Below are 11,858 nucleotides of genomic sequence, written 5' to 3'. Positions count from 1 at the left end.
AAGGGATTAAAACGGAGCCTTAGTTAAGAGCAGTTTCAAGTCATCATTAGTTAAGAATAGACCTGCTCCAAGGTAACCAGTTTGCGCGTTGCCTTTGTTCAAAGCATCGTTCACACCACCTGTGACGTAAATTCCGCGATACAAGGTATAAGTTAAAGAGCTACGAATATTCGTTTTGCTGAAATCAAATGCTTCCACAGAGAACTTCAACTTACGACGGAAAAAGTGGTAATCAACCCCAAACCCGCCCGAGTTTTCAATCAAACCACCCTTGATCGTAAGATCCCAAAAATTCTTAGCAAACAAAACCGTGAATTTGATTTTGTTTTGGTAGGTTTTCTTTTCTGTGTAATCGGCTGGTGAACTTGGGTTGGTGCTGTCACCGCTAACTTCAGTTCTTGTTGTTTCAACCACCCCTGCCGGATCATCAACGACGGCGATATAATAGTAACGATCAAGGCCCGGTTGAATTTGCACCCCGATATATGATTTTGTCGCCTGGGCATCACTTAAGTATTCGGCACGGTAATCAAAGGCTGTTTGAATACGGCTTGCAGTATCAACCAGGCCACTTAAACCATCGATCGCGGAAGTCACATTTTCAGCAGTGGCTTCATCGCTGACAAGTTTACCAATGGCACCTTCACCTTTGTTAATTTTGCTTGTGATTTCATCTAGGTTTTTAACTGAATTAGACAGACGCTTCCAAGTTTCCTTTAAGCCTGTATCACTTTTATCGTTCATGACTTCACGCAAAGAGGCTGTCACTTCGTGAACGTCATCAACGATATCACCGATTTTATCTCTGTTTTCGGTGGTCATGTGGGCAAGGTCTTCGGTCAGTGTTTCGATATTTTTAACAATTCTTCCTAAGACATGGGCGCGTGTGCCGTCCGCTGAAGTCGCTTCTTGCAAGTTCTTAGCAACCTCTTTTAACGAGCCGGTCACTTCAGAGATCTGGCCCACGACATTATCTAACGATCCAGAATCTTTAACGGTTAAAATTTGTGCATTATCTTCTAACGGCGGATCAGTTGGGGAGCCTGGGTAAACTTCAACGTGCTTATCACCTAAAATACCTTGGGATTTAATTTCTACTGACGCTGATGTCGTTAACGGCACATCCGATTTAACAGTGATTTCAATGCGGGCTTTCCCGTCTTGCAAGGTGATGTTTTTAATCACACCCACAGGGATACCAGCGGAACGAACTGCCGAGTTTTTTACTAAACCACCTGCATTTGGAAGTAAGAACCAGGCTTTTTTAGAACGACCTAGATAAGAAGGGTCATCGCTTACTTGCATAGACATGACGGCGATCAACGATCCCACCACAATCACTAACATTCCTACTTTAAATTCGGCAGCGCGAAGCCAATTCATTGATGTTTCATCCCTTTATTCACGAACTTTTTAACCAGTTCAATTTCGGTTTTAAAAAAGTCCTCCGGAGTACCAAACAGAAGAACCCGGCCACTATCTAACATTGCAATATGGTCTGCAATCCTGAACGCGGCGGACAAATCGTGGGACACCATGATAGAAGTCACACCTTCTCTCAACTTATGCGTACTCAGAATCAAATTATCCACCATTTCCGTTAGAATGGGATCTAATCCCGTCGTCGGCTCATCGTAGATCAAGATTTCTGGATCTAGGGCGAGAGCCCGAGCTAAGCCTGTTCTTTTCTGCATTCCACCGCTAATTTGGCTTGGCAATTTATTAAAGTGTTTTGGATCAAGTCCTACTTGCTGCAGTTTTTCTTCAGCTATACGAAGGACCTGGGCCTGCTTTAATTCTCGGCGATGTTCAAACAGTGGAAAACAAACATTTTCCATTACTGTCATATCGTCGAACAAAGCTGCTGATTGAAAAAGCACGCCGAATTTTTGGCGCAACTTTGTAAGTTCGTCTTCAGACAAAGTGGAAAGATCTGTTCCCAAAACTTCAATTTTACCAGACGTCGGCTTGAACAATCCTAAAAGATGTTTCAACACCACACTTTTTCCAGTTCCAGAAAATCCAATGATCGCAGTTAAACTGCCCTTAGGAATTTCAAGATCAATTCCTTTTAAGACGAATTCTTTTCCGTCAAACGTCTTTTTTACATCAGTTAAGCGAACAGCAGCTTCTTGTTTCATTAGGAAATCCCCATAACGTTGTAAAAGAAGCGAATCAAATTAGACACGAAGTAATCTAAGATAATAATACCAACCATACTTTGTACGACGCCTTCATTGGTGGCATCACCCACTCCTTTGGCGCCACCCTTAGTATAGAAACCGCGATAGGTGCAAATAGTAGCAAAATAAATTCCGAAGATCATGCCTTTTACAAGGCCCTCGTTGATGTGTTTAACTTCGATAAAATCAGATATCTTTTGCCAGAAGATCGCTTCATCTAACTGAACTAACTTTACACAAAGGAAGTAACTTCCCATCATCGCCACGAAGTCAAACACGGCAACAAGTAACGGCATACAAATAAAAGCGGCCACGATACGCGGGGAAATCAAATACTGCTTGGTATTGACTCCCATCACATCAAGGGCATCGATTTGTTCGTTCACTCGCATCGTGCCAAGGCGAGCTGCCATCGCACCACCCGCTCTTGCGGCCACGATCAAACCGGTTAAGACCGGGCCTAATTCACGAGTGATCCCTAAGGCTACAGTGGGTCCCACCATATTTACGGCATTAAAAAGTTTAAAACCAAGATAAAGTTGAAACGACAGTGCAAGACCAGTGAAAACTCCGGTCAAACAAATGATACCGACAGATTGATTGCCGATGAATTCCATATGGCGAATGATTTCAGGAAACCTTGATGGCTGGGCAAAAATCAAACGAACGCTTTCGTTAAAAAAGATAACGATATTACCCGTTTCGCCGATTAACCTTTTAAGAGAGTTAATAACAAACGCACCCAGATTTGAAATCCATCGGTAAAGTTTTTGGGTCAAATTCATTATTGCCCTCCAATTTCTTCGGCAATAAAGCTTGCATCAAGGCCAGTATAAACTCGCGGAACCCGTTCACCGACGCTGGTAAGCATTTCCCAAGTAATACTTTTTGCAAGTTTAGCAAGCTCTTCCGGAGATAAAAAACTGCCGTCAGATCCGTAACCAAACAATGTGACTTCGGCATCTTTGAAATCAGCAAGGTCTTTACCTTGAACAAATTCAGTCACATCTAACATGAGATAATCCATGCACACATTTCCAATCACTCGCGCTCTTTGGCCAGCAAATACGGCAGAGCTTTGATTGGATAAAATACGGTGATAACCATCCGCATATCCCACTGGGACAACAGCTATAACAGAATCTTTTTCTGCTTTCCAAGTGCCGCCGTAGGAAACGGTTTCACCCGCTTTAAGATGCCGGTAGGTGCCGACGTGGGATTTAAAACTCATCACCGGTAAAAGATCTAATGGATTATCCTGAGGTAGCGGATTATACCCGTAAATCATCAAACCTGGGCGCAGACCCCAGTTTTGCAAAAACAGCGGATGATCTTTGCTGACACCTTTTTTCAGTAAAGCTGCCTTACTTAAAATCCCCGCACTATTTAAAGCGTGGCAGAAAATATTGAAAGGCTTAAAGATCTTGCTGATTTGATCTAAGGTTTTAAGCTGCCTTGCACTTTGCCCGTTAGGATCAACACCGTCTTCACCATTAAACAGGTGTGTCGCAATAGCCTTTAAACGAATGTATTTATTCTGCCAAAGACGATCAAAAACTTTCTGCGCTTCTTCGGGTCTGAAACCAAGACGGTTCATGCCCGTATCAAACTTTAAATGGATGGAAACCGGTGAAGAAGCCACGGATTCAAGATGCTCAATATGATCCCAGCTACTTACCACCGGAGTCATATTGTATTGGATGATTTTTTCAGCACCCTCACGATCAAAGCCACGGAATACAAGAATCTCTGCTTTAACGCCAAAGTTTCTTAATAGCAGACCTTCTTCGATAAGACAGACACCCAGGTGTTGAATTCCTAGGGTTTCAAGAAATCTTGCTAATTGAACGTCACCATGGCCATAGGCATTAGCCTTCACCATAGGACATAAAAACGGCGCATCTGGAAATGTCGTCTGCAAGACACGAATATTGTGCCTAAGATTATCTAAGTTAATTTCCGCAAAGGTTCGTCGGTACATTTCCATTATTTTTTTAATCCAATGTCACTTCAAATTCGGGTTTGTGACTGTCTGGCGCTTTATAAAGGCAAATTTTATTTCCACCCTTGTCAGCAATATGCATAAGCGCCTTGCTTGCTGACTCGTCCAAAGTTTTCGCGGAATCACATAGCGAAGGATATTCACTAATACCTAAGCTAACGGAAACCTTCATGCCGTTATCTAGGAAGCTTGTCGCTTCGATGATACGACGTAAACGTTCTGCCCTAAGGGCCGCCCCTTTTTTAGAACAGTGAGGTAAAACCATGGCCATTTCGTTAGCGGCCGTTCGGCAAGTCACATCGTTACTGCGACTTGTTTTTACAATCACAGTTGCTACGGATTTTAAAAGTTCATCACGAACTGCTTCGCCTAAAGAAGTTTCAATCTCGTAGAAGTCGTCTAACGCCACTTTAACCACGGAAACGGGCTGCTTCACACGGCGAGATCTTGAAACTTCATCGGTAATAATCTTTGAGTAATAATTACGGTTGTAAAGCTCTGTAACGAAGTCTTGAACTTCTAAAGAGTCTACTTTCTTTTCTAATGCGAAGTTCGTGTAGCATACAGACATCAAAGAAAACTCTTCGCCTAAAAGCGCAGCTTCTTCTGGTTGGATATTACCAGAGTAAACGAAGATACCCTCTAAATTATGATGAGCGTATAACGGCAATGCTTTCGGTGGATTTAAATGAAAAGCTTCAACCAGCATTTCGTTAAAACGTGCTGGCAATAATCCCATTGCAAGCTGCGAACCCAACTCTTTCATGTCGTTAGATTCTAATTGCACTCCGACACCTTGGATATCGGACGCCGGAATTCCTTGGGCATGGGTTGCTACAAACGAGCGAACCGATGGTAAAAATTTAAAGAACACGCAAAGCACCGGCGGGATATGAGTCAGATACTTCTGAATCAAGTCTTCTTTACTAGCCGCCGAACGGTATTCACCGATGCGCATTGAGATATTTACTATCGGCGCTTTTTCTTCTGCTTTTTTCATCGCCGAAAGAGCAGCGGTGTGAACTTCTTCTTTTTCAGCAGTAGTTTTTTGAAGGTCGTCAAAAAGTTGTTCGTTTTGGTAAGTCAGATACAACTTTTCACAGGCCCGGTCCACCGACCACACGATGCGGGATTCTAAGGCTGCGACTTCATCAGAAATAACATCCACGAAACCGTGGTTGTTGTACTGAGCTAATATATCGAACTGGGAAATAGAAGTGATCGCGATAAATTTGATATCATCATTGTGCCCATGGATCTTTTCAACGAAATCACTTAAAGCACCCGAAAGCGCGGACGTCGCAAACACGATAAAGTGCGGAGCATTTTCTTTCACTCGCTCTTCTAGGGTTTGGACGTCTTGAAAGAAATAAGCATCATAACCGGCTTGAGAAAGATAAACTTTCGCCGACGCCCCCAGATCCACACCTGTGGTAAAAACAAAAACTGAAAACTGAGAGCTATGATCACGAATATTCAATTAAAGCCTCTTTCCAGGACGACGAATTTCAACATGATATGAATCAAGCTTAGAAACCTTTTGTCGCATTGCCATTTTCGGAGGATTGATTAGGTTCACTGGAGTTAATTCATCATCCATAGTCGCAAGTTCTGCACCCGTTGGTCCTGAAGCGCCAACTTCGGCAGTTTCAAGCACTGGAGCTTGAACTGGTGCCGCTGCTTTTGCTGGTTCATTAAAACCATCGATGAAAGAAAACTCATCATCGTTGAAGCTTGAAGAATTTGCTGGCGGCGGAGGAATTGGTTTTTTTGTTTCTGCAACTTCCGAAGCCGCAGCCACAGGTTCAGAAGGTTCAACTGGCGCAGCCACTTCGTGGGCCTCGGGGAACTCGAGCATTTTATCAATGTTCACATCTAACGGTGAAGCAGGAGCTGGCGTTGATGGCGCCAACTGCACTTGTGCGAATTCTTCTTCGGCTTCAACGCGCGCTGGGGATTCGTCTTTAAGCTGTGGTAACTCAGTCGCAATAATCACTTCGTCTTCCTTCACTTCTGGAGCTTTCAATACGCTTGCCGTTTGCACCTTTTTAAAGATCACGCTCATCTTTGTGCCTTGGCCCTTTTTCGATTCAACTTTGACGTCAGCGCCGTGTTCTTTGAAAATCCCGAATGCGACTGAAAGTCCCAAGCCCATGTGATTATGGAATGAGCGTGTAGTGAAAAACGGATCAAAGATTTTTTCTAGGTTTTGGGCTTCAATGCCTTCGCCTGAATCTTCTATTTCTAAATGAACGCCATCGTTTTCTTCAAACAAGCTGACTTTGATTTCTTTGTTGGCCATTCGTTCCATGGCTTCAACCGAATTGTGCAGGATATTTGAGATCGCGCGAATGATGGCGTCAGCGTGCAAGTCCAACGCGGAAGTGTCTTGAATGTTCTTAGTAAGCTTCACCCCTTTTTGTGATAGCAAGCCTTCAACAGACTTTAACGCTTTCACTAAAGGGCCTTCGACTTTTAAAGAATTTTTTTCTTTTACTTCTTCACCAGCAAAACCAAGCAGTTTATCAAGGACACCGCGGGCGGCTCTGGTTTCACGCAAAATGGAATCTGTGCTTTGCACGATGTCTGATTCCGGAGTCTTCGCCAGAATCATTTGTGAGTAACCTAAGATTGAAGCCAATGGTCCACGCATTTCATGGGCTAAAGCTGAAGCCACACGCATTGAGGCTTCGACTTTTTCTTTTTGCACAAGTTCTGGATCGTGGGTCATTACTTTTTCTTGTACAGGTGCCGGCATTGGTTTTGCTTTTAAAGCCTGCAGTTGCGCTTGCAGATCTTCAGATTCTTTATCTGCTGAAGAAGTCACAAATAAAATCGCAGCAACACCCACAGCGACAAGACCAAGTCCCATCAGTAGGTATTGCCACCACAAGCCACTGCGACCCTTCATGGTTTCAGTTAATGGCGCTGAACTTAAAACCACCAAGTTTGTTGCTGGGATTTTTTCGTACATGCCATAAAGTTCGCCAGATTTTAACTTGAAAGTGTTGCTTCCATGGGACGCTCCGCTTTTCTGCGCGTCTCTAAAAACAGGATCATCGCGCATCACCGTGCCTAGGTATTCTGGAACAGAGTGGCCTACAGTAAGACCCGTCGTTGTAACGATGGAAAAAGAACTGAGGGCGCCTCTTTGGGCATCAATCAAACTTTGAAAAATTTCACCAGAACCAAAAAGACCGTAAGCGCGATTGCCTTCGATGAAAATCAAAGCAACATAACGACCTTGTTGAGAATCTTGAAAAGGTTTTACAAAGAATCGAAGATCCGCGGTTCTTTCAGGAATCGTTCCGACAGCGGCCTTTACAAATTCAGGTGTCCAGTTTGCTGCTTTGGAATTTTCTTTTGCTAAAATAGTTTGGGGTTCTAATTCAGAACCATTCAATGAAAACGAAGCGGCTGCATAGTAAGGTGAAAGCGAACTGAAATTCAGTTTTCCTTTTTGAAAATTTTCCGCATTGAAGGTGGTGATCACTCTTTGCAGGGATTTAAATTCAGCTGCAAGGGAGTTATTGATCGAACCAAGTTGAGTGCGCGTTTGCGCCTCGACCCAGCTTAAGCGATCCCCATAAACGAAACTGTCGGTTCGCCATAAAACAGCGCCAATAAATACCGTCGCAATAGCAACGAGAACGGCGATAAGTTTTACTTTCATTAAGACCTTCCCTGCACAAAAAATTGCCGACCTTCCGAAGCCGACATCCCTGATTTTATTGTAGTTTTAGAAACTAGTAAGAATCAAGCAAAGGTGCTTTGCAAATGTGAACAAAAGGAGTAGAAGAGTCAGCATATGAGTACTCATCGTTGTGACGTTTTGATTGTCGGCTCTGGCACTGCGGGCCTTGCCCTGGCACTGAAGCTTTCCTCATTCGGAAAAGTGATTGTCCTCGCAAAAGAATCTGCGGGTGGCACTAATAGCGCCATGGCCCAGGGGGGCATTTCTGCCGTCATGTCTGAGGAAGACAGCTTTGATTCTCACATCCAAGATACGATCATCGCCGGCGCTGGCCTTTGCAAAGAAACTGTCGTCACCAATTATGTTAAGCAAGCCCCTGAACGCATTCACGATTTGATAAACTGGGGCGTGAATTTCGACGTCCGTAAAAAAGGCTCTGAAGAAAGCAATGAGATCGATTTGACGCGCGAAGGCGGACACAGCTTCCGTCGTATTTTGCACTTCGAAGACCAAACTGGTTTAGAAATTCACCGCACTCTTTTAGCTCGTGTTCAAGAAAATCCCAACATCCAGATGATGGAGCGTTTTTACGCCATCGACTTGATCGTTAATAAAGAAGTAGATCCTGACGACATGAGCCCTGTGACCTGTATCGGCTGTTATGCTTTGAACAAAGAAACCGGCGAAGTGCACACTTTCTTAGCAAAAAATACCGCATTAGCTACTGGTGGAGCGGGCAAAGTTTATCTTTACACTTCCAACTGGGCTGGCGCTTCGGGCGATGGAATTGCCATGGCTTACCGAGTGGGTGCGCGCATTTCAAATCTTGAATTCATGCAGTTCCACCCCACTTGCCTTTATCATCGTGAATCTAGAAATTTTCTAATTTCTGAAGCTTTGCGCGGTGAAGGAGGCGAACTGATTGATTCCCAAGGGCACGCTTTCATGCACAAGTATCATCGCCTTGGGTCCCTTGCCCCGCGCGATGTTGTCGCTCGTGGCATCGATAACGAAATGAAAAAAACCGGTGCCCCGTGCGTGTATCTGGATATGACGAAATTGGATCGCGAGTTTTTAAAAAGCCGCTTTCCGACGATATTCAATAAGTGCTTAGAGTTCGGCATCGACATGAGCACTCAACCGATTCCAGTCGTTCCCGCTGCCCACTATCTTTGCGGCGGCGTCGTGACAGACTTAAATGGCCAGACGGATATTCCGGGTTTATGGGCCGTTGGCGAGACTGCGTGCACAGGCTTACATGGTGCTAACCGTTTAGCTTCCAATTCTTTACTTGAATGTCTGACTACAGCCCATAACTGTTCTGAACATTTAAAGCAGCATTGGGATGAATATCATTTCTTTGAAAAAGAGCCGAAGGCGTGGACCCATCCGCAAGAGGCCAATGATGACGAGATGATCGTGATCAACCACATGTGGGATGAAATTCGGCGCTTGATGTGGAACTACATGGGGATTGTTCGCTCTAACAAACGTCTGGCACGGGCCCAACACCGTCTTAAAAATATTTTAGCGGAAACCAAAGAATACTATTCCAACATGAAAATCCATTCTGACATCTTAGAGCTGCGCAATATTGCGACAGTCGCTGATTTATCAGTAGAATGCGCGCTTCGCCGTCATGAATCCCGCGGTATTCATTACAACATCGACTATCCAGAAACTTCATCCTACGCACACGATACAATCGTGGTCCGGGGCTTGATTTGAACTTGCCCCGTAGTTGCTCTCGCGGCAATCTAATGGGGTATGTACAATCGATCTGAAGGTTTTTTTAAAGGCTATAAAGATATCAACTTGTTCTTCCAGGTTTGGAACAATCCAGAAGCCATCGGCACTGTGATTGTGACCCATGGACATGGCGAACATTCCGAATCCTATCACCGCTTGATTAAAGCATTTGAAAACGACAAATGGAATTTCTATGGCTGGGACTTACGCGGCCATGGACGCTCTGAAGGTCGTCGCGGATTTGTCGCAAACTTTGATGACTATTGCGAAGATTATAAAATCTTTTTAGAGATGGTTTTAAAAAATGAAAAGATCAAAAATGGTCCGGTGATTCTTTTTGCCCATTCTATGGGTGGATTGATTCAACTAAAAACTTTGATCCGCAATCCTGACATCAGATGTGATGCGATTGTCATCAGCTCTCCGTTGTTAGGAGTTTCTGTTCCAGTACCTTTATTTAAATCTAAAGGCGCGGGCTTACTGAATGCGCTAATTCCGCAAATCACCATGAGTAACGAACTTACTAACGACATGCTGACTCGCGATCCAGACGTGATTCGTGAATATGAACAAGATGCTTTAAGACATGGGCGTATTTCACCTGGATCATTCCTTGGAATGTTAGAGTCTTTTGATTTTGTTCGTCCGCGCGGAAGCCATATCACGAAGCCGGCGTTATTTATCTTAGCTGAAAATGATCCGGTGGTAAGCACTGCTGAAGCGAAGAAGTTTTACGATGCCTTGGGAAGTTCTAAAAAAGAATTGTACGTCTATCCTGATGCCAAGCATGAACTTGTGAATGATATCATTCGCAACACTGTTTTTGCTGATATTAAAAAATTCATGGATGGTTTTTTGGAGTCTAAATAATGAAATATCTTTTGTTAGCTTTACTTTTTCTATCAGCTTGTGCGACTAATTACGAAGTGACTCCTTCGGGCCACACTATCAAAACCACGGGCGATTATGCTTCGGTCATTGATAAAAATTCTGATAAAGTTCGACGTTATTCAGGTTTTTACAATACCCTAGAAATGGAAGGCACCGTTTTAAATTCGGCCGTTTCCCAAGCGCAACTTGAACAAGGTGCGATGTTATATCAATGGGATGAAAAAAAGTTCGCTGAAGAAAAAGCGAAAGTCGAAGATCGTTTAAGCAAACAAACGGATTTCTTTTTAAGCTTTTATACGCCTGAACGTAAAAACGATGATCTTTCTAAGCCCAACACGATGTGGAAGGTTTTTTTGGATGTAGAAGGTCGTCGCTATGAAGGCAAAGTGACTAAACTGAAGTTGCAGCTAGCAGAAATCGAAGGACTTTATCCATATCACAACCGGTTTTATTCGCCATATTCCGTGGTCTTCCCTGTGACGATGAGATCTATCGAGGGAAAGCCTTTAAAACTGACTGTGACTGGCGCCGTCGGTTCTGGGGTTTTAGAATTTAATCCTTAGTTTCTTTTAAATCTTCTTGCGACTTCGATTTCAAAAAGTGGCTTAACAAACTTAGCCACTTTTAATCCCACACCAGTCAATCCTGACGGCTCAAGCACCGGCAAATCATGCAACACAGCTTCACGAATCATCTGCGCATACTTATGGGGCGAAATGGTGTCTTCTGGAATTTGGAAGTTCTTGCCAAAGACTGTTTCAACTTCATCAAACATGCGGGTGCGAATGCCTGGTGTAATTAACAATAATGTGGTCACGCCGGTTTCTTTTAGTTCAATGCGAATGCAGTCAGTGAAAGCTGCCACCGCGGCTTTACTTGCGGCATAGGTCGAAGCACAAGGGAAATGCATATACGCTGAAACGCTAGAATTATTGATGATCTTACCGCGCTTGCGGGCAATCATCCCTGGCAATACACCATGGGTCAGTTGAATTAAGGAATTCACATTCACTTGCAACATTTGATAGATGTGCTCAATGTTTTGTTCCTCAATCAAGCCGCCGGTTAAAATTCCAGCGTTGTTAAAAAGAATATCTACGGGGATTTCTTTAAGCTGCTCAATCAACGCAGTGACAGCCTCGCGGCTGCGCAGATCGGTTTCAAAAACCTTCACCGATTTCGCGCCGGCCTGCTGCAGTTCCTTGACGATCTCTTCGTCGTTTTTTCGCAAGATCAAATAAAGATTGGCTTTATCTTCAGCACACATTTTTGCGAAGGCTTTGCCAATTCCGCGACTGGCACCAGTGACTAGGATGTGGCGGTTTGCAATTTCCATTTG

Annotated in this window: 10 protein-coding genes; 3 read left to right on the top strand and 7 right to left on the bottom strand. The window is 43.9% G+C overall.

Translation table 11 applies throughout. The features are described from left to right. Window positions 1–6: 6 nt before the first annotated feature. Genes MNR06_RS15510 through MNR06_RS15485 form a run of 6 tightly spaced genes read right to left on the bottom strand, consistent with a single transcriptional unit; the run spans window position 7 to window position 7,858 of the window. Complete coding sequence (locus MNR06_RS15510; protein WP_243537416.1) at window positions 7–1,383, bottom strand: MlaD family protein; 1,377 nt, start codon at window positions 1,381–1,383, stop codon at window positions 7–9. Then, on the bottom strand, window positions 1,380–2,141 hold the full coding sequence (locus tag MNR06_RS15505) for an ABC transporter ATP-binding protein (RefSeq protein WP_243537413.1): 762 nt from the start codon (window positions 2,139–2,141) through the stop codon (window positions 1,380–1,382). Before MNR06_RS15505 ends, MNR06_RS15510 begins: the two co-directional genes overlap by 4 nt. Further along, on the bottom strand, window positions 2,141–2,968 hold the full coding sequence (locus tag MNR06_RS15500) for an MlaE family ABC transporter permease (RefSeq protein ID WP_243537412.1): 828 nt from the start codon (window positions 2,966–2,968) through the stop codon (window positions 2,141–2,143). The genes MNR06_RS15505 and MNR06_RS15500 overlap by 1 nt, the downstream gene beginning before the upstream one ends. Then, a complete protein-coding gene (alr, locus tag MNR06_RS15495) occupies window positions 2,968–4,170 on the bottom strand; it encodes an alanine racemase (RefSeq protein ID WP_243537411.1) in 1,203 nt (400 codons plus the stop codon). The genes MNR06_RS15500 and alr overlap by 1 nt, the downstream gene beginning before the upstream one ends. Window positions 4,171–4,177: 7 nt before the next feature. Then, window positions 4,178–5,665 (bottom strand): GGDEF domain-containing protein, encoded by a 1,488-nt coding sequence (locus MNR06_RS15490; RefSeq protein ID WP_243537410.1) that lies wholly within the window; start codon window positions 5,663–5,665, stop codon window positions 4,178–4,180. Further along, complete coding sequence (locus MNR06_RS15485) at window positions 5,666–7,858, bottom strand: sensor histidine kinase (protein WP_243537408.1); 2,193 nt, start codon at window positions 7,856–7,858, stop codon at window positions 5,666–5,668. Between the two features lie 135 nt (window positions 7,859–7,993). On the opposite strand from MNR06_RS15485, the gene nadB reads away from it, so the two are divergent. Genes nadB through MNR06_RS15470 form a run of 3 tightly spaced genes read left to right on the top strand, consistent with a single transcriptional unit; the run spans window position 7,994 to window position 11,082 of the window. Continuing rightward, a complete protein-coding gene (gene nadB / locus MNR06_RS15480) occupies window positions 7,994–9,607 on the top strand; it encodes an L-aspartate oxidase (RefSeq protein ID WP_243537406.1) in 1,614 nt (537 codons plus the stop codon). Window positions 9,608–9,646: 39 nt separating this feature from the next. Then, a complete protein-coding gene (locus tag MNR06_RS15475; RefSeq protein WP_243537405.1) occupies window positions 9,647–10,498 on the top strand; it encodes an alpha/beta hydrolase in 852 nt (283 codons plus the stop codon). Beyond that, window positions 10,498–11,082: a hypothetical protein gene (locus MNR06_RS15470; RefSeq protein ID WP_243537402.1), complete on the top strand. Its 585-nt coding sequence runs from the start codon at window positions 10,498–10,500 to the stop codon at window positions 11,080–11,082. The genes MNR06_RS15475 and MNR06_RS15470 overlap by 1 nt, the downstream gene beginning before the upstream one ends. On the opposite strand, the gene MNR06_RS15465 is transcribed toward MNR06_RS15470, so the two are convergent. After that, a complete protein-coding gene (locus MNR06_RS15465) occupies window positions 11,079–11,855 on the bottom strand; it encodes an SDR family NAD(P)-dependent oxidoreductase (RefSeq protein WP_243537401.1) in 777 nt (258 codons plus the stop codon). The genes MNR06_RS15470 and MNR06_RS15465 overlap by 4 nt on opposite strands. Window positions 11,856–11,858 lie beyond the last annotated feature (3 nt).

This window comes from Bdellovibrio reynosensis, assembly GCF_022814725.1.
Classification (GTDB): domain Bacteria; phylum Bdellovibrionota; class Bdellovibrionia; order Bdellovibrionales; family Bdellovibrionaceae; genus Bdellovibrio; species Bdellovibrio reynosensis.
The sequence above is the reverse complement of the archived record's forward strand: the minus strand, read 5'-3'. Positions and strand labels throughout refer to the sequence as shown.

Coding starts and splice junctions, on each gene's coding strand:
- MNR06_RS15505 (WP_243537413.1), bottom strand. CDS start 2,141: ATGAAACAAGAAGCTGCTGTTCGCTTAACTGATGTAAAAAAGACGTTT.
- MNR06_RS15485 (WP_243537408.1), bottom strand. CDS start 7,858: ATGAAAGTAAAACTTATCGCCGTTCTCGTTGCTATTGCGACGGTATTT.
- MNR06_RS15470 (WP_243537402.1), top strand. CDS start 10,498: ATGAAATATCTTTTGTTAGCTTTACTTTTTCTATCAGCTTGTGCGACT.
- MNR06_RS15475 (WP_243537405.1), top strand. CDS start 9,647: ATGTACAATCGATCTGAAGGTTTTTTTAAAGGCTATAAAGATATCAAC.
- MNR06_RS15465 (WP_243537401.1), bottom strand. CDS start 11,855: ATGGAAATTGCAAACCGCCACATCCTAGTCACTGGTGCCAGTCGCGGA.
- MNR06_RS15500 (WP_243537412.1), bottom strand. CDS start 2,968: ATGAATTTGACCCAAAAACTTTACCGATGGATTTCAAATCTGGGTGCG.
- MNR06_RS15510 (WP_243537416.1), bottom strand. CDS start 1,383: ATGAATTGGCTTCGCGCTGCCGAATTTAAAGTAGGAATGTTAGTGATT.
- alr (WP_243537411.1), bottom strand. CDS start 4,170: ATGGAAATGTACCGACGAACCTTTGCGGAAATTAACTTAGATAATCTT.
- nadB (WP_243537406.1), top strand. CDS start 7,994: ATGAGTACTCATCGTTGTGACGTTTTGATTGTCGGCTCTGGCACTGCG.